Source organism: Pseudomonas ulcerans (genome assembly GCF_036324125.1).
GTDB lineage: Bacteria > Pseudomonadota > Gammaproteobacteria > Pseudomonadales > Pseudomonadaceae > Aquipseudomonas > Aquipseudomonas ulcerans.
Genome location: NZ_JAZDQN010000006.1, coordinates 141853 through 166856, shown reverse-complemented (window position 1 = coordinate 166856; position 25004 = coordinate 141853). Strand labels below are relative to the sequence as shown.

General features: G+C 66.2%; 23 protein-coding genes and 1 pseudogene. 16 read left to right on the top strand and 8 right to left on the bottom strand.

Going from position 1 to position 25004, the window contains the following annotated elements:
* Window positions 1-133 precede the first annotated feature (133 nt).
* Window positions 134-892 carry a FadR/GntR family transcriptional regulator gene (locus V0R59_RS08130; RefSeq protein WP_330074356.1) on the top strand — a complete coding sequence of 253 codons (759 nt, stop codon included), beginning with the start codon at window positions 134-136 and terminating at the stop codon, window positions 890-892.
* Between the two features lie 44 nt (window positions 893-936).
* On the opposite strand, the gene V0R59_RS08125 is transcribed toward V0R59_RS08130, so the two are convergent.
* From V0R59_RS08125 to kdgD, 4 genes are all read right to left on the bottom strand, one after another.
* On the bottom strand, window positions 937-2520 hold the full coding sequence (locus tag V0R59_RS08125; RefSeq protein WP_330074355.1) for an aldehyde dehydrogenase (NADP(+)): 1584 nt from the start codon (window positions 2518-2520) through the stop codon (window positions 937-939).
* 121 nt (window positions 2521-2641) lie between these two features.
* Window positions 2642-4195 carry a galactarate dehydratase gene (gene garD, locus V0R59_RS08120; RefSeq protein ID WP_330074354.1) on the bottom strand — a complete coding sequence of 518 codons (1554 nt, stop codon included), beginning with the start codon at window positions 4193-4195 and terminating at the stop codon, window positions 2642-2644.
* An 81-nt stretch (window positions 4196-4276) separates the two neighbouring features.
* A complete protein-coding gene (locus V0R59_RS08115; protein WP_330074353.1) occupies window positions 4277-5644 on the bottom strand; it encodes an MFS transporter in 1368 nt (455 codons plus the stop codon).
* Between the two features lie 106 nt (window positions 5645-5750).
* Window positions 5751-6662, bottom strand: a complete 912-nt coding sequence (gene kdgD, locus V0R59_RS08110) for a 5-dehydro-4-deoxyglucarate dehydratase (RefSeq protein ID WP_330074352.1) — start codon at window positions 6660-6662, stop codon at window positions 5751-5753.
* Between the two features lie 268 nt (window positions 6663-6930).
* Here kdgD and V0R59_RS31860 point away from each other — a divergent pair.
* From V0R59_RS31860 to V0R59_RS08095, 4 genes and pseudogenes are all read left to right on the top strand, one after another.
* A pseudogene (locus tag V0R59_RS31860) lies at window positions 6931-7698 on the top strand (MCP four helix bundle domain-containing protein); the annotation flags it as partial.
* A complete protein-coding gene (locus tag V0R59_RS31855; RefSeq protein WP_375547356.1) occupies window positions 7693-8556 on the top strand; it encodes a methyl-accepting chemotaxis protein in 864 nt (287 codons plus the stop codon). The pseudogene V0R59_RS31860 and the gene V0R59_RS31855, both read left to right, overlap by 6 nt.
* Before the next feature lie 35 nt (window positions 8557-8591).
* The gene (locus V0R59_RS08100; RefSeq protein WP_330074350.1) at window positions 8592-9473 is read left to right on the top strand and encodes a LysR family transcriptional regulator; all 882 of its coding nucleotides are present in this window, start codon (window positions 8592-8594) and stop codon (window positions 9471-9473) included.
* A 177-nt stretch (window positions 9474-9650) separates the two neighbouring features.
* Window positions 9651-10622, top strand: coding sequence for a cyclase family protein (locus V0R59_RS08095; protein WP_330074349.1), 972 nt, complete (start codon window positions 9651-9653; stop codon window positions 10620-10622).
* Here the strand turns inward: V0R59_RS08095 and V0R59_RS08090 are convergent.
* A complete protein-coding gene (locus tag V0R59_RS08090) occupies window positions 10619-11404 on the bottom strand; it encodes an AraC family transcriptional regulator (RefSeq protein WP_330074348.1) in 786 nt (261 codons plus the stop codon). The two genes, V0R59_RS08095 and V0R59_RS08090, sit on opposite strands and share 4 nt — an antisense overlap.
* 81 nt (window positions 11405-11485) lie before the next feature.
* Between V0R59_RS08090 and panB the strand changes: the two genes are divergently transcribed.
* The 11 genes from panB (at window position 11486) to V0R59_RS08035 (ending at window position 22842) form a co-directional block, all read left to right on the top strand.
* Window positions 11486-12307, top strand: a complete 822-nt coding sequence (panB, locus tag V0R59_RS08085; RefSeq protein WP_330074347.1) for a 3-methyl-2-oxobutanoate hydroxymethyltransferase — start codon at window positions 11486-11488, stop codon at window positions 12305-12307.
* Between the two features lie 42 nt (window positions 12308-12349).
* Window positions 12350-12811 carry an Lrp/AsnC family transcriptional regulator gene (locus tag V0R59_RS08080; protein ID WP_330074346.1) on the top strand — a complete coding sequence of 154 codons (462 nt, stop codon included), beginning with the start codon at window positions 12350-12352 and terminating at the stop codon, window positions 12809-12811.
* 217 nt (window positions 12812-13028) lie between these two features.
* The gene (locus V0R59_RS08075) at window positions 13029-14711 is read left to right on the top strand and encodes a flavin monoamine oxidase family protein (RefSeq protein ID WP_330074345.1); all 1683 of its coding nucleotides are present in this window, start codon (window positions 13029-13031) and stop codon (window positions 14709-14711) included.
* Between the two features lie 13 nt (window positions 14712-14724).
* Window positions 14725-15522 carry a carbon-nitrogen hydrolase family protein gene (locus V0R59_RS08070; RefSeq protein WP_330074344.1) on the top strand — a complete coding sequence of 266 codons (798 nt, stop codon included), beginning with the start codon at window positions 14725-14727 and terminating at the stop codon, window positions 15520-15522.
* A gap of 42 nt (window positions 15523-15564) precedes the next feature.
* Window positions 15565-17706 carry a pyrroloquinoline quinone biosynthesis protein PqqF gene (gene pqqF / locus V0R59_RS08065; RefSeq protein ID WP_330074343.1) on the top strand — a complete coding sequence of 714 codons (2142 nt, stop codon included), beginning with the start codon at window positions 15565-15567 and terminating at the stop codon, window positions 17704-17706.
* A gap of 160 nt (window positions 17707-17866) precedes the next feature.
* On the top strand, window positions 17867-17938 hold the full coding sequence (gene pqqA / locus V0R59_RS08060; protein ID WP_003243383.1) for a pyrroloquinoline quinone precursor peptide PqqA: 72 nt from the start codon (window positions 17867-17869) through the stop codon (window positions 17936-17938).
* A gap of 68 nt (window positions 17939-18006) precedes the next feature.
* Window positions 18007-18918, top strand: a complete 912-nt coding sequence (gene pqqB / locus V0R59_RS08055) for a pyrroloquinoline quinone biosynthesis protein PqqB (protein WP_330074342.1) — start codon at window positions 18007-18009, stop codon at window positions 18916-18918.
* 8 nt (window positions 18919-18926) lie between these two features.
* Window positions 18927-19676 (top strand): pyrroloquinoline-quinone synthase PqqC, encoded by a 750-nt coding sequence (gene pqqC, locus V0R59_RS08050; protein WP_330074341.1) that lies wholly within the window; start codon window positions 18927-18929, stop codon window positions 19674-19676.
* A complete protein-coding gene (pqqD, locus tag V0R59_RS08045) occupies window positions 19673-19948 on the top strand; it encodes a pyrroloquinoline quinone biosynthesis peptide chaperone PqqD (RefSeq protein ID WP_110971515.1) in 276 nt (91 codons plus the stop codon). The genes pqqC and pqqD overlap by 4 nt, the downstream gene beginning before the upstream one ends.
* Window positions 19920-21071 carry a pyrroloquinoline quinone biosynthesis protein PqqE gene (gene pqqE, locus V0R59_RS08040; RefSeq protein ID WP_330074340.1) on the top strand — a complete coding sequence of 384 codons (1152 nt, stop codon included), beginning with the start codon at window positions 19920-19922 and terminating at the stop codon, window positions 21069-21071. Before pqqD ends, pqqE begins: the two co-directional genes overlap by 29 nt.
* Window positions 21037-22842, top strand: coding sequence for a S9 family peptidase (locus V0R59_RS08035; protein ID WP_330074339.1), 1806 nt, complete (start codon window positions 21037-21039; stop codon window positions 22840-22842). The genes pqqE and V0R59_RS08035 overlap by 35 nt, the downstream gene beginning before the upstream one ends.
* 107 nt (window positions 22843-22949) lie before the next feature.
* On the opposite strand, the gene V0R59_RS08030 is transcribed toward V0R59_RS08035, so the two are convergent.
* The 3 genes from V0R59_RS08030 to V0R59_RS08020 form a co-directional block, all read right to left on the bottom strand.
* Entirely contained in the window at window positions 22950-23108 is a 159-nt protein-coding gene (locus tag V0R59_RS08030; RefSeq protein WP_009681539.1) for a YqaE/Pmp3 family membrane protein, read from the bottom strand.
* Window positions 23109-23477: 369 nt separating this feature from the next.
* The gene (locus tag V0R59_RS08025) at window positions 23478-23723 is read right to left on the bottom strand and encodes a DUF2274 domain-containing protein (protein ID WP_028240142.1); all 246 of its coding nucleotides are present in this window, start codon (window positions 23721-23723) and stop codon (window positions 23478-23480) included.
* A complete protein-coding gene (locus V0R59_RS08020; RefSeq protein ID WP_028240143.1) occupies window positions 23720-25003 on the bottom strand; it encodes a TrbI/VirB10 family protein in 1284 nt (427 codons plus the stop codon). The genes V0R59_RS08025 and V0R59_RS08020 overlap by 4 nt, the downstream gene beginning before the upstream one ends.
* Window position 25004 lies beyond the last annotated feature (1 nt).

Genomic DNA, 25004 nt, shown 5'->3' with positions numbered 1-25004 from the left:
CAGTCCCCTGACAGGACCACTCGGCCCCGACAGGGGGCTGCTCATTTCTTTCCCAATACCCCATGCCAACTATGTGATCGTACAACCGCATCAGCTATGATGACGGTTATTTTTCAACATGAACGACACAGGCATGACAGAGCAGCAGGTACAGGCGCGGGGCCGGCGCAAGCCGCGTAGCCTGGCCCAGGAACTGGTCGCGGTACTGACCGAGCGCATCCGCAGCGGCCAGTTGAAGCGCGGCGACAAGCTTCCCACCGAATCGCAGATCATGGCCGAGGAAGGCGTGAGCCGTACGGTCGTGCGCGAGGCAATTTCGCGATTGCAGGCAGCCGGCCAAGTGGAAACCCGCCACGGCATCGGCACCTTCGTTCTCGATCAGCCAAGCGGCGGTGGATTCCGTATCGATCCGGCCACCATCGTCACCCTGCGCGAGGTACTGGCCGTCCTGGAGCTGCGGATCGCCCTTGAGGTCGAGTCGGCTGGCCTTGCGGCACAACGGCGCAGCGACGAGGCCTTGAGCGGAATGCGGGCTGCGCTGGATGAACTGAACGAAGGCGTCTCCCATGCCTCCGACGCCGTGTCGGCGGACTTCCAGTTCCACCTGCAGATCGCCCAGGCCAGCGGCAATCACTATTTCGCCGACATCATCAATCACCTGGGCACCAGCATCATTCCGCGCACGCGACTGAATTCGGCGCGGCTGGCCCATGATGATCAACCGCATTACATGAGCCGGTTGAGCCACGAGCATGAAGCGATCTACGAGGCCATCGCCCGCCGCGACAGCGAAGGCGCGAAAATGGCGATGCGCATGCACCTGAGCAACAGCCGCGAGCGCCTGCGCCAGGCCCATGAAGATGCCGAGCAGCAGCAAAACCAGACCGCCTGAAACGAAGAAGCCCCGCATTGCGGGGCTTCTTCTCTACGGCTGAATCAAGCGATCACGCCGTCATTCCACTGGCCGTTGACCAAGCGACGCAGCCCCAGCGGGTTGGCGTCACGCAGCGCCTCCGGCAACAGCGACTGCGGGTAGTTCTGGTAGCACACCGGCCGCAGGAAACGGTCGATGGCCAGGGTGCCGACCGAGGTGCCACGGGCATCGGAAGTGGCCGGGTACGGACCGCCATGCACCATGGCATCGCAGACTTCCACACCGGTCGGGTAGCCGTTGATCAGGATCCGGCCAACCTTCTCTTCCAGCAGCGGCACCAGCCAGGCAAAGGCTTCCAGGTCTTCCGGCTCGCCGATCAGGGTCGCGGTCAGCTGGCCGCGCAGGCCCAGCAGCGCGCTGCGCAGTTGCTCGTTGCCGTCGGCTTCCACAGCAACGGTGGTCGGACCAAAGACTTCTTCCTGCAACAGCGGATCGGACTCGACCAGCAGACGCGCGTCCGCCTTGAACAACTGGGCACGGGCCTGGCTGCCTTCCTGCGCCTGACCGGCAAGGTGCTGGATGCCGTCGTGGGCCTGCAGATGCTCCAGTCCACCGACGTAGCTGCGCAGCCCGCCGGCGTTGAGCATGGTCTGTCCGGCCTGCTGGTCCAGATGGCCGCCCAGGTCGCCCAGCAACTTGCTGAATTCAGGCGATTGCAGACCGATCACCAGGCCTGGGTTGGTGCAGAACTGACCAGCACCCATGCACACGGAACCCGCCAGCTCACGGGCGATGGTCTCGCCGCGCTTGGCCAGCGCCGCCGGCAGGATGATCACCGGGTTGATGCTGGACATCTCGGCGAACACCGGAATCGGTTGCGCACGCTCGGCCGCCATGCGGCACAGGGCGTCGCCGCCTTTCAGCGAGCCGGTGAAACCGACCGCCTGGATGGCCGGGTGCTTGACCAGCCACTCGCCTACCCCGCCACCAAAGACCATGTTGAACACGCCCTTGGGCATGCCGGTACGCTCGGCAGCGCGCTGGATGGCGCAGCCGACCAGGTCGGCGGTCGCCATATGGCCGCTGTGGGCCTTGAACACCACCGGGCAACCGGCGGCCAGGGCGGCGGCGGTGTCGCCACCGGCAGTGGAGAAGGCCAGCGGGAAGTTGCTGGCGCCGAAGACTGCGACCGGGCCGACGCCGATACGCATCTGGCGCAGATCCACACGGGGCAGCGGCTGGCGATCGGGCAGGGCCAGGTCGATGCGCGCACCGAGATAATCACCGCGACGCAGGACTTGGGCGAACAGGCGCATCTGGCCACTGGTGCGACCGCGTTCGCCCTGGATACGGGCAGCCGGCAGCGCGGTTTCGCGGCAGACGATGGCGACGAAGGCGTCGTCCAGTTCATCCAGTTCGGCAGCGATGGCGTCGAGGAATTCGGCGCGGCGGGCCGGGGCCAGTTGGCGGAATTCGGCGAAGGCAGCGGCGGCGGCCTGGGCAGCCTGGTCGACTTCGCTTTCGGTGGCCTGGGCAAAGCTGTACGGCAGGGCTTCGCCGGTGGTGGCGTCGAGGCTTTGCAGGCGTTGCGAGCCGGCGGCGCTGCGCTGGCCGGCGATGAAGTTGTGGCCGAGGATCTCTGGCATTTCGGGGCTCCTGTGGACAAAGGTGGAACGCGGACCCTGTGGGAGCGGGTTTACCCGCGATGGCGTCGGTGGCTTCACTGCCGTCATCGCGGGTGAACCCGCTCCCACATGAGAGAAAGCATCAAGTAATCGGGGCCGGGTTGAACAAGGTGATGTCGTTGTGCAGCTTGTGCTGCTCGGCCCAGGTCTGCTTGCGGCCGCTGGCGACATCCAGGTAGTAGTGGAACAACTCCCAACCCAGTTCCTCGATGGTGGCGCGGCCGGTGGCGATGCGGCCGGCGTCGATGTCGATCAGGTCGGGCCAGCGCTGCGCCAGCTCGGTACGGGTGCAGACCTTGACCACCGGAGCCATGGCCAGGCCATACGGCGTACCACGACCGGTGGTGAATACGTGCAGGTTCATCCCTGCTGCCAATTGCAGGGTGCCGCAGACGAAGTCGCTGGCCGGGGTGGCGCAGAAGATCAGGCCCTTGCGCTCGATCCGCTCGCCCGGCCCGACCACGCCCTGGATGGCGCCGCTGCCGGACTTGACGATGGAACCGAGGGACTTCTCGACGATGTTCGACAAGCCGCCTTTCTTGTTGCCCGGCGTGGTGTTGGCACTACGGTCGGCAGCGCCGCTTTCCAGATAGCGGTCGTACCAGTCCATCTCGCGGATCAGGGCGTCCGCCACTTCCTGGGATTCGGCACGGGAGGTGAGCATGTAGATGGCGTCACGTACTTCGGTGACTTCCGAGAACAGCACGGTGGCACCGGCCCGCACCAGCAGGTCGGAGGCATAGCCCAGGGCCGGGTTGGCGGTGATGCCAGAGAAAGCATCGCTGCCGCCGCACTGCATGCCGAGGATCAGCTCGCTGGCCGGCACCGTCTCGCGGCGGCGCTGGTCGAGCTTGGCCAGACGCGCTTCGGCCAGGGCCATGATCTGCTCGATCATCTCGACGAAACCCATGCTGGCGTCCTGCAAGCGGTACAGCCATGGCTCGCTGAGGTCCACCGACGGATCGTTGTCGTGCATCACCTGGCCGGCCTGGAGCTTTTCGCAGCCCAGGCTGATCACCAGGGCTTCGCCGCCCAGGTTGGGGTTGCGCGCCAGGTTGCGCACGGTGCGGATCGGGATATAGGCGTCGCGGGCATTGATCGCCACGCCGCAGCCGTAGCTGTGGGTCAGGGCGACCACGTCATCGACGTTGGGATACTTGGGCAGCAGTTCTTCGCGAATGCGCTTGACCGCATGGTCGAGCACACCGGTGACGCACTGCACGGTGGTGGTGATGCCAAGGATATTGCGCGTGCCAACGGTACCGTCGGCATTGCGGTAACCCTCGAAGGTGAAGCCTTCCAGCGGCGGCAGGGGCGCGGGAACGGCGTCGCAGCGCGGCAGGCTGTCCAGCTCCGGCGCGGCCGGCATGGCCAGTTGGGTTTCCTTGACCCAGCTGCCTTGCGCCAGGTCTTCCAGGGCGTAGCCGATGATCTGTCCATAGCGCCGCACCGGCTCGCCCTTGGCGATAGGGGTGACAGCCACCTTGTGGCTCTGCGGCACGCCTTCGACCAGGGTCAGGCCGTCGGCGAAGCGGGCGCCTTCACCCAGGCCGCCATCGTTGACCACGACCACGACATTGTCGTCGTCGTGCAGGCGTACATAGCGAGGCGAGTCGGAAGTTTCGATCAACTGCATGGTGGTGCCCTTCTTGTTGTCTCTCAGGCTTTGTTCATCCGCGAACGCCCGGTCAAACTGACCGGGCGCTGCGTGTTCTTCTTAGTTCGACGACTCGGCCAGCTTGCCCGATGACGCCGTTGTCGCTTCATCCTTCGGCGCATCACGCAGCTCGATGCGCTTGATCGGACCGACGATCACCAGGTAGCTGAACACCGCCACCAGGGCGTTGGCGCCCACATACACCAGGGCCCACTTGAACGAGCCGGTGGCGCTGATGATGTAGCCGATGATGATCGGCGTGGTGATCGAAGCGATGTTGCCGAAGGTGTTGAACATACCGCCCGACAGACCGGCGATCTGCTTCGGCGAGGTGTCCGAGACCACCGCCCAGCCCAGTGCACCCAGGCCTTTGCCGAAGAACGCCAGGGCCATGATGCCGACCACCATCCATTCGGCGTCGACGTAGTTGCAGATCACCATCGAGGTGGACAGCAGCAGGCCGATGACGATCGGCGCCTTGCGGGCGAAAGTCAGCGAGTTGCCGCGACGCAGCAGGTGGTCGGAGATGATCCCGCCGAGCACGCCACCGACAAAGCCGCAGATCGCCGGCAGCGAGGCGATGAAGCCCGCCTTCAGGATCGACATGCCGCGCTCCTGCACCAGGTACACCGGGAACCAGGTGAGGAAGAAGTAGGTGATGGCGTTGATGCAGTACTGGCCGAGGTAGACGCCGAGCATCATGCGGCTGGACAGCAGCTGCTTGATGTAGCCCCACTTCGGACCGCTGGCACCGGCCGCCTTGGGCTTGTCCATGTCCACCAGGCCACCGTTCTTCTCGATGTGCTCCAGTTCCTGGGCACCGATCATCGGGTGTTCCTTCGGGTTGTACACCAGCTTCAGCCAGACACCGGCGAAGAGGATGCCCATGACACCCATGACGATGAACACGTGCTCCCAGCCCCAGGCATGGACGATCCAGCCCATCAGCGGCGCGAACAGCACAGTGGCGAAGTATTGCGCCGAGTTGAAGATCGCCGAGGCGGTGCCACGTTCGGCGGTGGGGAACCAGGCCGCCACGATCCGCGCGTTGCCGGGGAACGACGGTGCCTCGGCGAAGCCGACCAGGAAGCGCAGCATGAACAGGGCGATGATCGCGTTGGCCACCGGCATGTAGCCGACGAAGCCTTGCAACACGGTGAACAACGACCAGGTAAAGATACTGAAGGCGTAGACCTTCTTCGAACCGAAGCGGTCAAGCAGCCATCCGCCAGGAATCTGCCCGAGCACATAGGCCCAGCCGAAGGCGGAGAAGATATAACCGAGGGTGACAGCATCGATGCCGAGATCCTTCTGCAGGCTCGAGCCGGCGATGGAGATGGTTGCGCGGTCGGCATAGTTGATCGTGGTCACCAGGAACAGCATGAACAGGATCAGATAGCGGACATGCGTCTTCTTAGTCGCGTGCATCTGAACTACTCCCACTAATTATTCTTGTGCGGGCTCTTGAGTTGTAAGCCGGAGCGGGGGTTTCCCGCTCCAGGGTGCGGCATTTGGCAGGCCGCGGGGTCGTCGCTTATTGCGGACCCATCTTGTCCATCAGGGCAGCAAGCATCTCGACTTCTTCAGGGGTCAGGTCGGTCAGCGGGGTACGCACGGGACCGGCGTCGAAACCGGCGATCTTCGCACCGGCCTTGACGATGCTGACGGCGTAGCCGGCCTTGCGGTTGCGCAGTTCCAGGTACGGCAGGAAGAAATCGTCGATCAGCTTGCCGACGGTGGCGTGGTCGTCACGGGCGATGGCGTTGTAGAAGTCCATCGCGGTCTTCGGCACGAAGTTGAACACCGCGGACGAGTAGACCGGCACACCCAGCGCCTTGTAGGCGGCAGCATATACCTCGGCGGTCGGCAGGCCACCCAGGTAGCTGAAGCGATCACCCAGGCGACGACGGATGGAGACCATCAGCTCGATGTCACCCAGGCCGTCCTTGTAACCGATCAGGTTCGGGCAACGCTCGGCCAGGCGCTCCAGCTGCACGGCGTTCAGGCGGCAGACGTTGCGGTTGTAGACGACCACGCCGATGTTCACCGATTTGCACACGGCTTCGACGTGGGCGGCGACGCCGTCCTGGCTCGCTTCGGTCAGGTAGTGCGGCAGCAGCAGCAGGCCCTTGGCGCCCAGGCGCTCGGCTTCTTGCGCGTATTCGATGGCCTGGCGGGTGGCACCGCCGACACCGGCGAGGATAGGTACGGAGCCGGCGCAGGTGTCGACGGCAGTCTTGATCACCTGGCTGTATTCGCTGGCGGCCAGGGAGAAGAACTCACCGGTGCCACCGGCGGCGAACAGGGCAGTGGCGCCGTAAGGGGCGAGCCATTCCAGGCGCTTGATGTAGCCGGCCTGGTGGAAGTCGCCCTGGGCATTGAAGTCGGTGACAGGGAAAGACAGCAAGCCATGGGAGAGGACAGTGCGCAGTTCTTGTGGAGTCATTGTTGTAGGCATCCTGTGGCGCTCGGGGGTGGAGAAGTGAATGTTTCGACCTGGATGTAGGTTATCGTACAAGTTGTACGATGACTAGCCCAGAAAACCACATAAATGCGCCAGTCATCCGATCTCCATCGACCGTTCATCCCCTCTTTATAGGTTTACCGAGCGTCTTGTGGCGTCGCCTCGCCTCAAGAAGGTCATTTTCTTGCCGATAGACAGGGACTGTTATCGTACAACTATAAAGACCTGCCCCCACGACGGATCACTGCCCATGAACCTGCGCCATCTCTCCATTGCCCGCCGTGCCGGCCTGGGCTTCACCCTCATTGCCCTGCTGGTCGCCCTGCTCGGCGGCTTCGCCGTGGTGCAGATGCAGGCCATCCGCCAGAGCGAGGTCGCCGTCGAGACCAACTGGGTGCCGAGCCTGCGGGTGATCGGCGATGTCCGCGAGATCATGTTGCGCATTCGCACTATCTCCCTGCGCATGGCGCTGGACCCGGACCCCGCCAACACGGCCACCTACCAGGGCCAGATGGACACGCGCCTGAAAGACCTCGACGCCAGGCTCGCGGTCCTCGAAGGCTTTATCGATACCCCACAGGAAAAGGCCCTGGCGGAAACCTTCCGCACCAGCCTCGGCGAATACCGCAGCGGGCTGAACCGCTCCTTCGAACTGGCACGCAACAAGGACCTCGCCGGCCTCAACAAGCTGCTGCTGGTGGACATGAAGCAAGTGGTGGACGCTTCGGGCAAGGCCCTGGCCGACTTCGGCGAGCTGTATGGCCAGCAGATCGATAGCGAGGGCAAGGCCGCCGAGCAGCAGTACCAGCGTTCGTTGCAGATCATCATCGCCTTCGTGGTGCTTGCCGCCCTGGCCACCATCGCCCTGGCCCTGTGGCTGACCCGCGGCATCGTGCGCCCGCTGGAACACGCGGTACGCGCCGCCGAGCAGGTGGCCGCCGGGGACCTCAGCCAGCCGCTCCAGATCGAAGGCAATGACGAAGTGACCCGCCTGCAACGCGCCCTGCAACAGATGCAGGCCAACCTGCGCGGGGCCATGCGCCATATCAGCGACTCCGCCACCCGGCTGGCCAGCGCGGCGACCCAGCTCAACTCGGTCACCGAACACAGCTACCGCAGCCTGCACCAGCAGAACGCCGAGATCGAACAGGCCGCCACCGCCGTCAACGAGATGACCTCGGCGGTGGAAGAGGTGGCGCGCAATGCCGCGTCCACCAGCGACGCCTCCCATCAGTCCAGCGCCTCGGCCAGCGCCGGGCAGTCGCGGGTGCAGGCCACGGTGCAGTCGATCCAGGTCCTCAGCGACGACGTGCAAGGCACCGCCGCGCTGGTGCGGACCCTGGTGGACCAGTCACAGGACATCGGCAAGGTGCTCGACGTGATCCGCGCCATCGCCGAACAGACCAACCTGCTCGCCCTCAACGCCGCCATCGAGGCGGCCCGTGCCGGCGAGTCCGGGCGCGGCTTCGCGGTGGTCGCCGACGAGGTGCGCGCCCTCGCCCACCGCACCCAGCAATCGACCCTGGAAATCGATGGCATGGTCGTCGCCATCCGCGCTGGCTCGGCGCAGGCGCTGGAAGCCATGCTCGGCAGTTGCCAGCGGGCGGCGTCGACCCTGGACATGGCCCGCGATGCCGGCGAGTCGCTGGTGCAGATCACCGAATCGGTCAGCCAGATTTCCGAGCGCAACCTGGTGATCGCCAGCGCTGCCGAGGAACAGGCGCAGGTGGCGCGGGAGGTGGACCGCAATATCGTCAACATCCGCGACCTGTCCGACGAGTCGACCCAGGGTGCGAACCAGATCAGCGCATCGAGCAACGAACTGTCGCGGCTGGCGGAAGACCTCAACCAGATCGTCACGCGCTTCCGGATCTGATGAAATAGCCCGCCTCCACAGCAAGGATGGCGGGCATGGACACCTTTACCCTGATGCGCTCGTTCCGGCGCATCGTCGAACTCGGCGGGCTGGGCAAGGCCGCCGATGACCTCAACCTCTCCGCCGCCGGGCTGAGCAAGCAACTGCGCGCCCTGGAAGCCCATCTCGGTACCGTGCTGCTGCAACGCACCACCCGGCGCATGAGCCTGACCGCCACCGGCCAGGCCTATTACGAACGCTGCTGCCAGTTGCTCGATCAACTGGAGGCCCTGGAGCGCTCGGTACACGAGGAATCGCAGCAGGTCAGCGGCAAGCTGCGGGTCAACGCCCCGCTGTCGTTCGCCCTGAGCACCCTCGCCCCCTTGCTCGCCGGTTTCCTGCGCGAGCACCCCGGAGTGGAACTGGACCTGGTGATGGAAGACCGCCTGGTGGAAGCGGTCAGCCAGGGCTTCGATGTGTCGATCCGCCTGGCACCCGCACTCCCGGACTCCTCGCTGATCGCCCGGCAACTGGCGTCATTGCGCCAGGTGCTCTGCGCCGCTCCCGCCTATCTGCAACGGCACGGCCATCCTGCTTCGCTCGCCGAGCTGGCCGGGCATGCGCAACTCGGCTACAGCCTGAGCCAGCAGGCCCCCGCCGGCCCGGCGCAGGACGCGCGCGTGACGGTGAACAACAGCCTGATGCTGCGCGAGCTGCTGATCGCCGGCCTGGGTATCGGCTGGCTGCCGTCATTCCTCGCCGACCCCGCGCTGGCCGACGGCCGGCTGCGCCAGGTGCTGCCAGACCACGCCGACGCCCCGCGCCAGGTCTACGCCGTCTACCCCACCAGTCGCCACCTGCTGCCCCGGGTGCGCGCCTTCGTCGACTACCTGGCCGAGCATCTGCCGGCCGCCATGGGCAGCGATCATCAACCCTGAGCGAAATATCCCTGCACCGTCGCGGCCTTAATCCCGCCGCGCGTTGCGCCTAGACTGGGCTCGTTTCGTCGGGCCCGACGCAGCCTCACTTTCCCGCCCTCGCCCATCGCCGCGACCGCCACTTGCGCGTCCGCGAGCCGTTGCGCCCGGGCATTCGCGAAACAGGAGCGACTGCTGATGAAAACCCCGCTGCTTGCCACCTTGCTGGCCCTGAGTGCCGTCGTCCACGCCGGTGAACCCCCGAAGGTCGGTACCAGCCCCTGGGGCCCGGAAGACGAGATCGGCCGCCTCAACCTGATCACCGACAAGTCCCGTGCCGCCGTGATGTCGCGGGTCGATGCGACCCGGGTCTACGACCTCGCCACCGAGTACTACATCGGCATGCCCAGCTGGCAGGCCGCCGGCGATCCGCACTACCAGTTCTGGATGACCCACACCCCGCGCGGCACCGTGGTCGACGACCCCCTCGGCGTCGGCCACGGCATGAACGCGCTGCGCAGCTACAGCGGCAGCGCCTTCTCCATGTACGGCCATACCGGCACCCATATCGACGCGCTCAACCACTTCGGCATCGACGGCAAGGTCTGGAACAACTTCAGCGCCGACGAACACCTCGGCGACCGCGGCTGGAAGAAGACCGGCGTGGAGAAATTCCCGCCGCTGGTAGCCCGTGGCGTACTGATCGACGTGGCGGCGGCCAAGGGCGTGGACATGCTGGCCGACGACTACCGCATCACCCGCCAGGACCTCGAAGATGCCCTCAAGCGCCAGGGCACCCAGCTGGAGCGCGGCGATATCGTGCTGATCCGCACCGGTCGCATGAAGCTCTACGAGCAACCGCAGGCCTACATGCGCCAGTCGCCGGGGATGGGCCTGGATGCGGCGCGCTTCCTGGTGGAGAGCGGCAAGGCGATGATCCTCGGCGCCGACAACCTGAGCTTCGAGGCCTTCCCGTCGGAAGTCGCCGATGACTACGTGCCGCTGCACAGCTACCTGCTGGCGCAGAAAGGTGTGCCGATCATGGAACTGGTGGCGCTGGACGAGCTGTCCCGGGACAAGGTCTACGAGTTCGCCTTCATCGGTGGACCCCTGAAGATCCGCGGCGGCGACTCGGCACCGTTGCGACCGGTCGCCATGCCGTTGCGCTAGAGCGCCTGGGAAGCCCAGGCGCCCGGCGTGGTGCCGTAGTGGCGCTGGAACAGGGCGATGAAGGCCGACACCGAGTCGTAGCCCAGTTCGTTGGCCACGACGGTCACGCTGCTGCCTTGGGCCAGCAGGGGCAAGGCGGTGAGCAGGCGCAGACGCTGGCGCCAGGTCTGGAAGGACAACTGCGTCTGCGCCTGGAACAGCCGCGCCAGGGTGCGCCGCGAGGCGCCGACCTGGCTGGCCCATTCCTCGATGGTGCGCCCGTCCTCCGGCGCCGCCTGCAAGGCATCGGTGATCCGCCGCAGGCGCGGGTCGCTGGGCAGCGGCAGGCTGAAGGGCGCCTCCGGCAGCTCGCGCAACTCATCCACCAGCACCTGCAGCAGCCGCGCCTGCGGGCCGTCCTCGGGATAGTCGTTGCCAAAGCCGCTGGCCCTGCCGATCAACTCGCGCACCAGCGGCGTCACCTGCACCACCGCGCAGTCGCGGCGATAGCCCAGGAGGATCGCGTCGGTGAGGTACAGGCTGCGAAAGGCCAGGGCCTGCTCGCTGTACACGGTGTGCCGCACCCCTGCGGGGATCCACATGCCGCATTGCGGCGGCAGCAGGTAGCTGTGGTCTTCGGTGAGCACCTGCATGATCCCGGCACTGGCGTAGGTGAACTGCACCCATTCGTGGGTATGCATCTGCACCCGATAGCCCGGCGGAATGTCGAACATGCGCCCGTGCACCGCCCGCCCGATGCGGTCCGGCACCGGCGGCACAAGGTCTTGGCCTCTTTGCGGCATTGATCGTCTCCTTTGCTCAAGTGAGCCATTAGCAGCGATGTTAGCCTGCGGCGCGTCTCGTTGACCAACAGGAGCCTTGTCATGAGCACGCAGATCCGCGAAAGCCGCCTGAGCATCCCCGCCATCCGCCAGCGCAAGGGCGCCGGCCGCCTGGTGGCGCTGACCGCCTACAGCCTGCCGATGGCGCGCTGGGTGGATGCCCACGCCGACATCATCATCGTCGGCGACTCGGTAGGCATGGTCCTGTATGGCATGACCAGCACCCTGGGCGTGACCCTGGACATGATGATCGCCCACGGCCAGGCGGTGATGCGCGGTGCGCAGCGCGCCTGCGTGGTAGTGGACATGCCGTTCGGCACCTACCAGGCCTCGCAGGAACAGGCCTTCCTCAATGCCGCGCGGGTACTGCGCGAAACCGGCGCACAGGGCCTCAAGCTGGAAGGCGGCGAGGAGATGGCCGACACCGTGGCCTACCTGTGCCAGCGCGGCATCCCGGTGATGGCGCATATCGGCCTGATGCCGCAACAGGTCAACGCCGAGGGCGGTTTCCGTGCCCAGGGACGGGACGCCGAAAGCGCCGCCAGGGTCCGCCGCGACGCCCTGGCGATGCAGGCGGCCGGCGCCTTCTCGGTGGTGCTGGAAGGCATCGCCGAACCGCTGGCCCGGGCGCTGAGCGAAGAACTGCAGATCCCCACCATCGGCATCGGCGCCTCGCCGGCCTGCGATGGCCAGGTACTGGTGACCGAGGACCTGCTGGGGCTGTTCGGCGAATACCAGCCCCGCTTCGTCAAGCGTTACGCCGAGCTGGCCGGGCCGATCGACCAGGCACTCGCGGCCTACGCGCAGGAGGTGCGGGGCGGCGCGTTTCCGGGGATGGAGCACTGCTTCAAGGCGCTGGGTTGACGGTACACTGGCGCGGTTCGCCACCTCGCCCTTGAGAAGCCCATGTCCGAAAGCCGCACCCACGCCCTCGACGAAATCGACCGCCAGTTGATTGCCGCCCTGCAGATCAATGCCCGCGAGAGCGTCGCCACCCTCGCCCGGCAACTGGGCATCGCGCGCACCACGGTGACGGCGCGGATTGCCCGGCTGGAGAAGACCAAGGTCATCAGCGGCTATGGCGTGCGCCTGGGGCAGCGGGTGATCGATGGCGGGTTGCAGGCGTATGTGGGGATTACCGTGCAGCCCCGGGCCGGGCGCGAGATCGTCCGGCGCTTGAGCGCCATGGGCCAGGTGCAGCAGCTGTGCGCGGTGAGTGGCGAGTTCGACTACGTGGCCTGGCTGCGCAGCGAGTCGCCGGAGCAACTGGACCAGTTGCTGGACCAGATCGGCAGCCTGGAGGGCGTGGAGAAGACCACCACCTCGATCATCCTCAGCAGCAAGGTGGATCGCGGGCAGCCTGTTTGATCCGTGGTGTATTCGATCGCTGGCAAGCCAGCGATGAGGCCATAAGAATCACCACAATCGTCACTCTGTAAATAAAACCGGTCATATCGACCAAAAACACCACAAAACGACAACACTCTGCATCTTAATAACGAACACCCGCCTCCCTAAAATTGACCCCCAGGCATTTCCTATACTCAGGCTGCGCACCCCGCGAAGCCCCCTGGCAAGGTCAATCATGAACAAGAACAACCGCCACCCGGCCGACGGCAAAAAGCCCGTCACCATCTTCGGCCCCGACTTCCCCTTCGCCTTCGACGACTGGATCGAGCATCCCGCCGGCCTGGGCAGCATTCCGGCCGAGCGGCATGGCGAGGAAGTGGCGATCGTCGGTGCCGGGATCGCCGGGTTGGTGGCGGCCTACGAACTGATGAAGCTGGGCCTGAAACCCGTGGTCTACGAGGCCTCGAAGATGGGTGGGCGCCTGCGTTCGCAAGCCTTCGCCGGCACCGAAGGAATCGTGGCCGAGCTGGGGGGCATGCGCTTTCCGGTATCGTCCACGGCGTTCTACCACTACGTCGACAAGCTGGGCCTTGAGACCAAGCCTTTCCCCAACCCCCTGACCCCGGCCTCGGGCAGCACGGTGATCGACCTCGAAGGCAACACCTACTACGCGCAAAAGATCAGCGACCTGCCCAAGCTGTTCCAGGAAGTCGCCGACGCCTGGGCCGATGCCCTGGAAGACGGCGCGCGCTTCGGCGATATCCAGCAGGCCATCCGCGACCGCGACGTGCCGCGCCTGAAAGAGCTGTGGAACACCCTGGTCCCGCTGTGGGACGACCGCACCTTCTATGACTTCGTCGCCACCTCGAAATCCTTCGCCAAGCTGAGCTTCCTGCACCGCGAGGTGTTCGGCCAGGTCGGCTTCGGCACCGGCGGCTGGGACTCGGACTTCCCCAACTCGATGCTGGAAATCTTCCGCGTGGTGATGACCAACTGCGACGACCACCAGCACCTCGTCGTCGGCGGCGTCGAGCAGGTGCCGCTGGGCATCTGGAAGCACGTGCCGCAGCGCTGCGCACACTGGCCCGAGGGCACCAGCCTCGCTTCGCTGCACCGTGGCGCACCGCGCCCGGGGGTCAAGCGCATCGCCCGCAACGAGGACGGCAGCCTGGCGGTCACCGACAACTGGGGCGACACCCGTAGCTACGCCGCAGTGCTGACCACCTGCCAGAGCTGGCTGCTGACCACCCAGATCGAATGCGAGGAATCGCTGTTCTCGCAGAAGATGTGGATGGCCCTGGACCGCACCCGCTACATGCAGTCGTCGAAGACCTTCGTCATGGTCGACCGGCCGTTCTGGAAGGACAAGGACCCGGAGACCGGCCGCGACCTGATGAGCATGACCCTCACCGACCGCCTCACCCGCGGCACCTACCTGTTCGACAACGGCGACGACAAGCCAGGGGTGATCTGCCTGTCCTACTCGTGGATGAGCGACGCCCTGAAGATGCTCCCGCACCCGGTGGAAAAACGCGTGAAGCTGGCCCTCGACGCGCTGAAGAAGATCTACCCGAAAGTGGATATCGCCGGGCATATCATCGGCGACCCGATCACCGTGTCGTGGGAGGCCGACCCGTATTTCCTCGGTGCCTTCAAGGGCGCCCTGCCAGGCCATTACCGCTACAACCAGCGCATGTACGCGCACTTCATGCAGCAGGACATGCCGGCCGAGCAGCGCGGCATCTTCATCGCCGGCGACGACGTATCCTGGACCCCGGCCTGGGTCGAGGGCGCGGTGCAGACCTCCTTGAACGCGGTTTGGGGCATCATGAACCACTTCGGTGGGCGCACCCACCCCGACAACCCCGGCCCGGGCGATGTGTTCGACGAGATCGGCCCCATCGCCCTGGCCGACTGACAGGAGAATCGCCATGCGTATCGCCCTCTACCAGGGCTCTCCGCAGCCGCTGGACCTGCCCGGCAACCTGGAGCGCCTGGAACACCAGGCCCGGCTCGCCGCCGCCCGCGGCGCCGAGCTGCTGGTGTGCCCGGAGATGTTCCTCAGTGGCTACAACATCGGCAGCGAAGCCGCCGCGCGCCTGGCCGAGGCCGCGGACGGTCCGTCGGCGATGCGCGTGGTGGAGATCGCCCAGGCCAACCGCCTCGCCATCGTCTACGGGTATCCCGAGGCCGCCGACGATGGCCGCGTGTACAACAGCGTGCAACTGATCGACGGCCACGGCCGCAGCCTCGCCAACTACCGCAAGACCCACCTGTTCGGCGGGCTCGACCGGGCCATGTTCAGCCCCGGTGCCAACCACTTCCCGGTGGTGGAGCTGAATGGCTGGAAGGTCGGCATGCTGATCTGCTACGACATCGAGTTCCCGGAGAACGCGCGGCGCCTGGCCCGGGACGGCGCCGAGCTGATCCTGGTGCCGACGGCGAACATGGAGCCCTACGACTTCATCTGCCAGGTCACCGTGCGCAGCCGCGCCTACGAGAACCAGTGCTACCTGGTGTATGCCAACTACTGCGGTGCCGAAGGCGAGATCCAGTACTGCGGGCACAGCAGCATCGTCGGTCCGGACGGCAGCATCCTCGCCATGGCCGGTCGCGACGAGGCGCTGCTCTCGGCGGACATCGAGCTGCAACGGGTGCTCGAAGGCCGCGCCAACACGCCCTACCTGCAGGACCTGCGCAGCGAACTGCACGACGCGCCACGGGACTGAGTTATCCGCTAGCATGACGGTTCGCGCGTTTTCGGAGCCGTCATGTCCAGCCCCCTCCAATACCTCACCCTGAGCAACGGCCTGCGGGCCAGGTTGTGCCATGCGCCGCACCTGAAGCGCTGCGCGGCGGCGGTGCGGGTACAGGCCGGCAGCCACGATGCGCCGGCGACCTATCCCGGGCTCGCGCACTTCCTCGAACACCTGTTCTTCCTCGGTACCACGCGCTTCCCGGTGGAAGACGGGCTAATGCGCTTCGTCCAGCGCCAGGGCGGGCAACTCAACGCCACGACCCGCGAGCGCCACACCGAGTTTTTCTTCGAGGTCCCGCTGAGCGCCTTGCCCGGCGCGCTGGAGCGCCTGTGCGACATGCTGGCCAATCCAGTGCTGACGCTGGAGCGGCAGCGCGCCGAACGCGAGGTGATCCACGCCGAATGGGTCGCCTGGTCCGGCAATGCCGAGGCGCAGCGCGAGTACGCCTTGCTGCGCAGCGTGTCGGCGCAGCATCCGCTCGCTGGCTTTCATGCGGGGAACCGGGAGTCGCTGCCCATCGACGAGCCGGCGTTCCAGGAGGCTCTGGCCGATTTCCATCGGCGCTTCTACCAGGCCGGGCAGATGCTCTTGAGTCTGAGCGGACCGCAGCCACCGGAGGCACTGGCAGCCCTGGCGCAGAAGTTCGGCGGGCTGTTCGCCACGGGATCGACAGTGGTGCAGACCGCCCCGCCGCCCTTGCTCGACAGGCCGCTGGACCCCGAACAGATCCCCGGCCAGCTGGACCTGCTGGTCGCCTTCGAGGATCTTCCCGCCGACGCCAATCTCGATTACTACCTCGCCGGCATCGCCGACAGCCGTCCCGGCGGCCTGGTGCATGAACTGCGCGCGCGCGGCTGGCTGGAGCATTTCAGCGCCACTGCGCTGTACCGGTTCGCCGGACAGGCGCTGCTGCAGGTGAAGGCGAAGCTGAGTTCAACGGCGGACCGCGAGGAAGTCGAAAAACTGATCCACGACTGGCTGGCATTCTTCGGCACGGCCGATCACCGCGAGCTGCTGCTGGAGCATGAGCGCCTGCAAGCCATCCGCTCACCCGGCGCCCTGGAACTGGCGAGGCGCGACGAGGGTGTGTCCACCGTGCCTAAGCATCCCGGCACCTCCCGGCACCCCTGGCAACTGCCGGCGCCGGAACCGCTGCTGACGGCGGTCATTCCCGCCACCGCAAGCACGCCCGTGCCGCCCGGCCTGGTGGTCAGCCCGGTCCTCCCGGCCTCGCGCAACTTTGCCGCGCTGTATCTGCGTTGGCAGGCCGGCCACTTGGGCGATGTGCTGAAACCCCTGGCCGAGCGCGCCAGCCGCGCCGGCGTGGAACTGCAATGGACCCGTAGCGCGAGCACCTGGCAATTGCGCTGCAGCGGATCCCCTGCCCCCGTGCTGGCGGTGATCGGGCAAGCACTGGCGATACTGGAGCACCCGGCGCCGGCCAGCGAACCTCATGAACCGCGCCTGATTCCGATCCGCCAACTGATGCAGCAACTGCCGCACCTGCTTGCGCCCGCCAATGCACCCGGCTGGACCGCGCTGGCGACCGGCTTCGATAACCAGGCGCAGAACGCCCTGAACCAGCTGCTGGCGCGCCTCGACGACAAGCCGCAACAGCCCGTCCCGCCGCCGCGCCTTCCGGCCGGGTGGTACCCATCCGGCGACACCGGGGACGAACAGGCCCTGCTGCTGTTCTCGCCCGTCGCTAACGAAGCCGCAGGGCGCCTGCTCGCCCAGCTGATCCAGGGCCCGTTCTACCAACGCCTGCGCAGCGAGCTGCAACTGGGCTACGCAGTATTCAGTGCCTTTCGTCAGATCCAGGGCCACAACGGCCTGATGTTCGGCGTGCAGTCGCCGAGCGCCAGCCACGGGGAAATCCTCGATCACCTGCGCGACTTCCTGGCCCGCCCCGCCCCGCTGCTGGACGCCAGCCGGGACACCCTGGCCGCACAGTTCCACGAGCCACTGATGCCCAACGCAGAAGTCGCCGAGTGGCTCTGGCAGGCGCATCTGGCGGGCAATCAGCTTGCCGATCCGGACGTTCTCGCCGCGCGAATCGAGCAACTGCAGCAGCACGATATCGATCGCGCCTGGGCCGATCTGGCCAGCGAAACGCACTGGCTGATCCTCGCCAACGGCCCCGCACCCGGCTGATCGTTACCGCCCGGGTAAAAGACCTTTCATTCTTGATTAACCATCCAGTTCAAAAACTCTTGTAAGATTGCGCAATCCCGGCGACTTGAACCCTTCATTCCCTGGGATGGACTAAATGAGTAGCTGTCCCTCACCAGACCTATCCGGAAGGAGTAATCCCATGTGGACCAAACCTGCATACACTGACCTGCGTATCGGCTTTGAAGTGACCATGTACTTCGCGAATCGCTGAGTCTTTTTGCGGTACGACGCCTCGGCCAGCCGGGGCGTTTTCATTTTCGGAGAAGGCGGGAGCCAACCATGTACATCCAGATCCTGGGTTCCGCCGCCGGCGGCGGATTCCCGCAGTGGAACTGCAACTGCGCCAACTGCAAGGGTTTCCGTGACGGCACCCTGCGCGCCTCGGCCCGCACGCAATCGTCCATCGCCCTGTCCGACGACGGCGTGCACTGGATCCTCTGCAACGCTTCGCCGGACATCCGCGCGCAGTTGCAAGGCTTCGCCCCGATGCAGCCGGCCCGCGCCCTGCGTGACAGCGGCATCGACGCGATCATCCTGCTCGACAGCCAGATCGACCACACCACCGGCCTGCTCAGCCTGCGCGAAGGCTGCCCGCACCAGGTCTGGTGCACCGACATGGTCCACCAGGACCTGACCACCGGCTTCCCCCTGTTCAACATGCTCCAGCACTGGAACGGTGGCCTGGCCTGGAACCGCATCGAACTGGACGCCAGCTTCGTCATCGACGCCTGCCCCAACCTGCGTTTCAGCCCCTTCCCGCTGCGCAGCGCTGCGCCGCCCTACTCACCGCACCGCTTCGACCCGCACCCCGGCGACAACCTCGGGCTGATGGTCGAGGACCTGCGCACCGGCGGCAAACTGTTCTACGCCCCGGGCCTGGGCAAGGTCGACGCCAGCCTGCTGCAACGCATGCACGACGCCGACGTGCTGCTGGTGGACGGCACCCTGTGGGACGACGACGAGATGCAGCGCCGCGGCGTCGGCACCCGCACCGGCAGCGAGATGGGCCACCTGCCGCAGAACGGCCCCGGCGGCATGCTCGAAGTGCTCGACGGTTTCCCGCGCCAGCGCAAGGTGCTTATCCACATCAACAACACCAACCCGATTCTCGACGAGGACTCGGCCGAGCGCGCCGAGCTGGACCGCCGTGGCGTGGAAGTCGCCTTCGACGGCATGAGCATCGAGCTTTAGGAGCCGCCATGAGCAAGCCGCTGTCCCCCGCCGAATTCGAACAGGCCCTGCGCGCCAAGGGCGCCTACTACCACATCCACCACCCCTACCACGTGGCGATGTACGAAGGCCGCGCGACCCGCGAACAGATCCAGGGCTGGGTCGCCAACCGCTTCTACTACCAGGTGAACATCCCGATGAAGGACGCGGCGATCCTCGCCAACTGCCCGGACCGGGAAGTGCGCCGCGAGTGGATCCAGCGCCTGCTCGACCACGATGGCGCGCCCGGCGAGGACGGCGGCATCGAAGCCTGGCTGCGCCTCGGCCAGGCGGTGGGCCTGGATCCGGACCAGTTGCGCAGCCAGGAACTGGTGCTGCCCGGCGTGCGCTTCGCCGTCGACGCCTACGTCAACTTCGCCCGCCGCGCCTGCTGGCAGGAAGCGGCCAGCAGCTCGCTGACCGAATTGTTCGCCCCGCAGATCCACCAGTCGCGCCTCGACACCTGGCCGCAGCACTACCCCTGGATCGACCCGGCCGGCTACACCTACTTCCGCACCCGCCTGAGCCAGGCGCGGCGTGATGTCGAACACGGCCTGAGCATCACCCTGCAGCACTACACGACCGTGGAAGGCCAGCAGCGTATGCTGGAAATCCTCCAGTTCAAGCTGGACATCCTGTGGAGCATGCTCGATGCCATGAGCATGGCCTACGAACTCAACCGCCCGCCCTACTACAGCGTCACCAGCGAGCGGGTCTGGCACAAGGGGATCGCGCTATGAGCTTCGACCGTCACCTGACGCCGCGCTGGCGTCCCGGCTACCGCTTCCAGTACGAACCGGCGCAGAAAGCCCATGTGCTGCTCTACCCCGAGGGCATGATCAAGCTCAACGAGAGCGCGGCGCTGATCGGCGAGCTGATCGACGGCGAGCGCGACGTGAACGCGATCATCGCCCTGCTCGACGAGAAATTCCCCGGTGTTCCGGAACTGCCTGAAGACATCGAGCAATTCATGGAGGTGGCCCGTGCCGAACACTGGATCACCCTTGAGTGACAAGCCCGAGGTGGGCCTGCCACTGTGGCTGCTGGCCGAGCTGACCTACCGCTGCCCGCTGCAATGCCCGTACTGCTCCAACCCGCTGGACTTCGCCGAGCAAGGCAAGGAACTGAGCACCGAGCAGTGGTTCAAGGTGATGGCCGAGGCGCGGGAAATGGGCGCGGCGCAGCTGGGCTTCTCCGGCGGCGAACCGCTGGTGCGCCAGGACCTCGCCGAGCTGATCGGCGAAGGCCGCCGCCTGGGCTACTACACCAACCTGATCACCTCCGGCATCGGCCTCACCGAGGAGAAGATCGCCACCTTCCGCAAGGCCGGCCTGGACCATATCCAGATCAGCTTCCAGGCCAGCGACGAGCAGGTGAACAATCTGCTGGCGGGCTCGAAGAAGGCCTTCGCGCAGAAGCTGGAGATGGCCCGCGCGGTCAAGGCCCAGGGCTATCCGATGGTGCTCAATTTCGTCACCCACCGGCACAACATCGACCGCATCGACCGCATCATCGAGCTGTGCATCGCCCTCGAAGCCGACTTCGTCGAACTCGCCACCTGCCAGTTCTACGGCTGGGCCCACCTCAACCGGGTCGGCCTGCTGCCGACCAAGGCACAGCTGGAGCGCGCCGAGCGCATCACCAACGAATACCGCGAGCGGCTCAAGGCCGAAGGCAATCCGTGCAAGCTGATCTTCGTCACCCCGGACTACTATGAAGAGCGGCCCAAGGCCTGCATGAACGGCTGGGGCAGCGTGTTCCTCACCGTGACCCCGGACGGCACCGCCCTGCCCTGCCACGGCGCGCGGCAGTTGCCGGTGCAGTTCCCCAACGTGCGCGAGCACAGCATGCAGCACATCTGGTACGACTCGTTCGGCTTCAACCGCTATCGTGGTTACGACTGGATGCCCGAGCCGTGCCGTTCCTGCGACGAGAAGGAACGGGATTTCGGCGGCTGCCGCTGCCAGGCGTTCATGCTCACCGGCGACGCCAGCAAGGCCGACCCGGTATGCTCCAAATCGGCGGACCACGGCGTCATCCTCAAGGCACGGGAGGAGGCCGAGACCGCCGCCCTGACCATCAAGGAGATGACTTTCCGCAATGAGCGCACCTCACGACTTATCGCCCGCGGCTGAACATTTCAGCGCGCAACAGGCCGTCGCGGCCGGCACCGACTTCGCCGAACTCGAAGCCGGCCGCCACGGCCTGTTCTGGAACGAATTCCGCCCCCGCGACGGCGCCTGCCGCATCTGGCAATGGCGGGATGGCCAGGCGCGCTGCCTGACGCCGGATGGTTTCAGCGTGCGCAGCCGGGTCTACGAGTACGGTGGGCGCTCGTTCTGCCTGGGCGACGACAGCCTGGTGTTCGTCAACGAGGCGGACCAGCAGCTGTATCGGCAGGGTCTGGACGGCAGCCCGCCACGCGCGCTGACCGAGGGCGAGCGGCGCTACGGCGACCTGGTCCGGGCCGGCGATCGGGTGCTGGCTGTCGAGGAAAGCGGCACCCAACATCGCCTGGTCGCCATCGCCGAACGCACACGCGAAGTACTGGCAGAAGGTGCCGATTTCTACGCCTCGCCGACCCTGAGCGACGACGGCCAGCGCCTGGCCTGGATCGAATGGAGCCGTCCCGATCAGCCCTGGACCGCCACCCGCCTGTACGTGCGCGAAGCCGATGGCCAGACCCGCTGCGTTGCCGGTGACAGCGGCCCGGCGCAGTCCCTGCAGCAGCCGCGCTTCGATACCGAGGGCCGGCTGTATTGCCTGTCCGACCTGAACGGTTTCTGGCAACCCTGGGGCGAAACCGCCCGGGGCTGGCAGCCGCTGCCGGCCGAAGCCGCCGACCACGCCGCCGCGCCCTGGCAACTGGGCGCCAGTACCTGGCTGCCGGTGGATGGCGGTTACCTGGCGACCTGGTTCGAGCAGGGCTTCTCACGCCTCGGGCTGCGCAAGGCGAACGGCGAGCTGGAAGCCTTCACCAGCGACTACAGCCGCTTCCGTTGCCTGGACCTGGACGGCGACTTCATCTACGCCGTCGCCGCCTCGCCGGTGCTGCCGGCGGCGGTGATCGCCATCGACCGCCACGATCACTCGGTGCAGGTGCTGGCCGGTGGCGTCGCGCCGCTGCCGGCCGACCAGGTCAGCCGGCCACGCGGCTTCACCTACCCCAGCGGTGACAGCGAGGCACATGGTTTCTTCTACCCGGCGATGAACGGCCGCAAGCCGGCGCCGCTGATCGTCTTCATCCACGGCGGGCCGACCTCGGCCTGCTACCCCGTGCTCGACCCGCGCATCCAGTACTGGGCCCAGCGCGGCTTCGCCGTGGCCGATCTCAACTATCGCGGCAGCAGCGGCTATGGCCGTGCCTACCGACAGGCGCTGCACCTGCGCTGGGGCGAGATCGATGTGGAAGATGCCTGCGCGGCGGTGCTGCATCTGGCCGCAGAGGGCCTGATCGACCCGTACCAGGCGTTCATCCGTGGCGGCAGTGCCGGCGGCTACACCACGCTATGCGCCCTGGCCTTCCAGGATGTCTTCCGCGGTGGCGCCAGCCTGTACGGGGTCAGCGATCCCCTGGCGCTGGCGCGGGCCACGCACAAGTTCGAAGGGGATTACCTGGACTGGCTGATCGGCGATCCCGAGCGGGATGCCGAGCGCTATCGCGCGCGCACGCCGCTGCTGCATGCGCGCAACATCCGCGTGCCGGTGATCTTCTTCCAGGGCGAGCTGGATGCGGTAGTAGTGCCGGAACAGACCCGCTCGATGCTTGATGCCCTCAAGGCCAACGGCGTCGAGACCGAGGGGCATTTCTACCCGGGCGAGCGACATGGTTTCAGGCGAGCCGAGAACCTGGCCCATGCGCTGGAAGAGGAATGGAAGTTCTACAGCCGGATTCTCGAAGGCTGACTTGATACGGACCCTGTGGGAGCGGGTTCACCCGCGATGACGTCGGTGGGCTCGCTACCCTCATCGCGGGTAAACCCGCTCCCACAAGGCTCGGTGTACAACCCGCCTCAGCGCTTGGCGATGATGTACACCGCATGCACGATCCCCGGGATATAGCCCAGCAGGGTCAGCAGGATATTCAGCCAGAACGCCCCGCCGAACCCCACCTGCAGAAACACCCCCAGCGGCGGCAGGATGATGGCGATGATGATGCGGATAAAGTCCATGGAAAGGCTCCCTAAGTGATGTTTTCCCTCTGACTCTGGCTCAAGCCCGGCGGTTCCGCTTGTTTCCCGCACACAAAAAAGTGCCGGTGTCAAGTCTTTCGTGTAAATCACGAAGGGCTTGAAACCGTATGTGGGGCAGTAGGTTAGCTCTTTTCGGGGCCGCTTTGCAGCACTGCGGCTTCGTGGGCTAGGAGCCACATAAGAGCGTCGGGAGGGGAAGCCGCATCGCACTGTGTCGTGCTTGATTGCCGAGGAACGGCGGGCCTGCCGCATCATCATAGCCCAAGAGGCTTGGCGGCATCCAGAACGAAGAACGCGCAGCCTTGGGGCTGCGCGTTCGATGGATGCGGCGGGCGATGTACGACACCATCATGCCGGCTTCGATGGCGCGCTCCGCGTGGCCGTGCCCTTCCTGAATCCCCTGTCTCCCGCCATGAAGGCTTCCAGCATGTGCGGGATCAGCGTCATGGCATCTACCGCCTCGCCATACGCCTGCGCGTGCAGCGCGGCGTAGCGATCGAGGTCGGCTTTCAGGCTGGCCGGACAGGCGAAGGTCAGCTTGACGCTTTCGGTCTTGGGCAGCGGCCCGAGCCGCAGCTTCTTGGTCGTGCTCATTGCGAAGCCCCCCGGTTGAAGAACAGCGGCTGGTACGGCCGCAGCACAAGATCCCGGTTGACGATGATCCGCACCGGCAGGCCGGGCCGGCTGGTCAGCGTGGGTTGGATGTTCATGTTGCGCCGGGTCATCTCCTGGCCGACCTGATTGATGCTGTCCTGTGCGCTGTCGCGTCCGGCGATGACGATGCGGTTGCCGTCCTGGCGGTTCTCCGGCGCGGCCAGCTCGGCGCCAACGCCCAGCAGCGTCGTCAGCACAGCACCGGCGACGATGCGATCCCAATGCCAGTCCACGTCGTCTTCCAGGCCGGCGTAGCCGGCCGGGTCGGTGCCCACGAGGTTGTCGAGCGTCAGCGAGGACGTATCGGGCAGGATGATCCGGTTCCACACCACCTGCACGCGGCTCTGCCCGTAGCTGACCTGGCTGTTGTAGCGCCCGAGGATGCGCGATCCCTGCGGGATCAGCAGGAACTTGCCCGTGGCCGTGTCATAGACCGGCTCTGTCACCGTGGCGATCACGTCGCCCGGCAAGTCCGACTTGATACCTGTCACCAGCGCGCCGGCGATCACCGTGCTCGCCATCACCTGATAAGGCGATGCCGGCAGCGCCAGGTTGCCGGAATTGCGGGTTTCCGTAGAGCCGCCTTTCAGGAATGCCTCTTTCTGGTCTTGCCGGTTCTGCACGGCGGTCGGATCGGCTGGCTGTGCAGCCACAGAGGCCGGCCCGGCAGCGAGTGGGTCGAAGGCCGCGAGCGCGCTGGCAGCGCCAGGCACCCCCGGCGCCGCCTGCGCCACCGTGGCGGCGGCCTGGCCTTGGCCGCCCGAGCGGAAGAACACCGACGAAGCCGCCGCCGCATCAGCTTCCTTGCGCAAGGCATCCTCGGGATCGTGACCCGGAGGCGTATAGGCCGGTGTCACCGGCTGCTGCGAGTTCACGATGGCCGGGCCAAGATCGCCCGGTAGTGGCGGCCCCAGTTCGGGTGCGGCGGGCGGCAAGGCCGGCAGCTTCGAGTAATCGGTTGGCAGCGCGTCCAGCCCTTCGGACTTCGACACGCGATCGACGTTGTAAAGCTCGGCCTGCTCGCTGGCTCCGCGCCGCTGCGGCTGCAATGACCAGATCGTGGCCCCGAACACGGCGACCGACAGGCCGCCGGCAAGGATGGCCAGCGTGCGCCGATTCAGGCGCGTGACCGGGCGCGGCTGGGCGCGCAGCGCCACCGCCTCGGGCGCTACCTTGCCCGCCTGCGGCGTGGCAAGGTCAGGGGCGTCGTCTTGGCTCATG

Bases quoted from the DNA above. Each gene is read 5' to 3' on its own strand.
- pqqC (WP_330074341.1), top strand. From the start codon at position 18,927: ATGAGCAAGCCGCTGTCCCCCGCCGAATTCGAACAGGCCCTGCGCGCC.
- V0R59_RS08075 (WP_330074345.1), top strand. From the start codon at position 13,029: ATGAACAAGAACAACCGCCACCCGGCCGACGGCAAAAAGCCCGTCACC.
- V0R59_RS31855 (WP_375547356.1), top strand. From the start codon at position 7,693: ATGCAGGCCAACCTGCGCGGGGCCATGCGCCATATCAGCGACTCCGCC.
- V0R59_RS08090 (WP_330074348.1), bottom strand. From the start codon at position 11,404: ATGCCGCAAAGAGGCCAAGACCTTGTGCCGCCGGTGCCGGACCGCATC.
- V0R59_RS08025 (WP_028240142.1), bottom strand. From the start codon at position 23,723: ATGAGCACGACCAAGAAGCTGCGGCTCGGGCCGCTGCCCAAGACCGAA.
- kdgD (WP_330074352.1), bottom strand. From the start codon at position 6,662: ATGACTCCACAAGAACTGCGCACTGTCCTCTCCCATGGCTTGCTGTCT.
- V0R59_RS08020 (WP_028240143.1), bottom strand. From the start codon at position 25,003: ATGAGCCAAGACGACGCCCCTGACCTTGCCACGCCGCAGGCGGGCAAG.
- V0R59_RS08095 (WP_330074349.1), top strand. From the start codon at position 9,651: ATGAAAACCCCGCTGCTTGCCACCTTGCTGGCCCTGAGTGCCGTCGTC.
- V0R59_RS08115 (WP_330074353.1), bottom strand. From the start codon at position 5,644: ATGCACGCGACTAAGAAGACGCATGTCCGCTATCTGATCCTGTTCATG.
- V0R59_RS08080 (WP_330074346.1), top strand. From the start codon at position 12,350: ATGTCCGAAAGCCGCACCCACGCCCTCGACGAAATCGACCGCCAGTTG.
- pqqB (WP_330074342.1), top strand. From the start codon at position 18,007: ATGTACATCCAGATCCTGGGTTCCGCCGCCGGCGGCGGATTCCCGCAG.
- pqqF (WP_330074343.1), top strand. From the start codon at position 15,565: ATGTCCAGCCCCCTCCAATACCTCACCCTGAGCAACGGCCTGCGGGCC.
- V0R59_RS08035 (WP_330074339.1), top strand. From the start codon at position 21,037: ATGAGCGCACCTCACGACTTATCGCCCGCGGCTGAACATTTCAGCGCG.
- V0R59_RS08125 (WP_330074355.1), bottom strand. From the start codon at position 2,520: ATGCCAGAGATCCTCGGCCACAACTTCATCGCCGGCCAGCGCAGCGCC.
- panB (WP_330074347.1), top strand. From the start codon at position 11,486: ATGAGCACGCAGATCCGCGAAAGCCGCCTGAGCATCCCCGCCATCCGC.
- V0R59_RS08030 (WP_009681539.1), bottom strand. From the start codon at position 23,108: ATGGACTTTATCCGCATCATCATCGCCATCATCCTGCCGCCGCTGGGG.
- V0R59_RS08070 (WP_330074344.1), top strand. From the start codon at position 14,725: ATGCGTATCGCCCTCTACCAGGGCTCTCCGCAGCCGCTGGACCTGCCC.
- pqqD (WP_110971515.1), top strand. From the start codon at position 19,673: ATGAGCTTCGACCGTCACCTGACGCCGCGCTGGCGTCCCGGCTACCGC.
- V0R59_RS08100 (WP_330074350.1), top strand. From the start codon at position 8,592: ATGGACACCTTTACCCTGATGCGCTCGTTCCGGCGCATCGTCGAACTC.
- V0R59_RS08130 (WP_330074356.1), top strand. From the start codon at position 134: ATGACAGAGCAGCAGGTACAGGCGCGGGGCCGGCGCAAGCCGCGTAGC.
- garD (WP_330074354.1), bottom strand. From the start codon at position 4,195: ATGCAGTTGATCGAAACTTCCGACTCGCCTCGCTATGTACGCCTGCAC.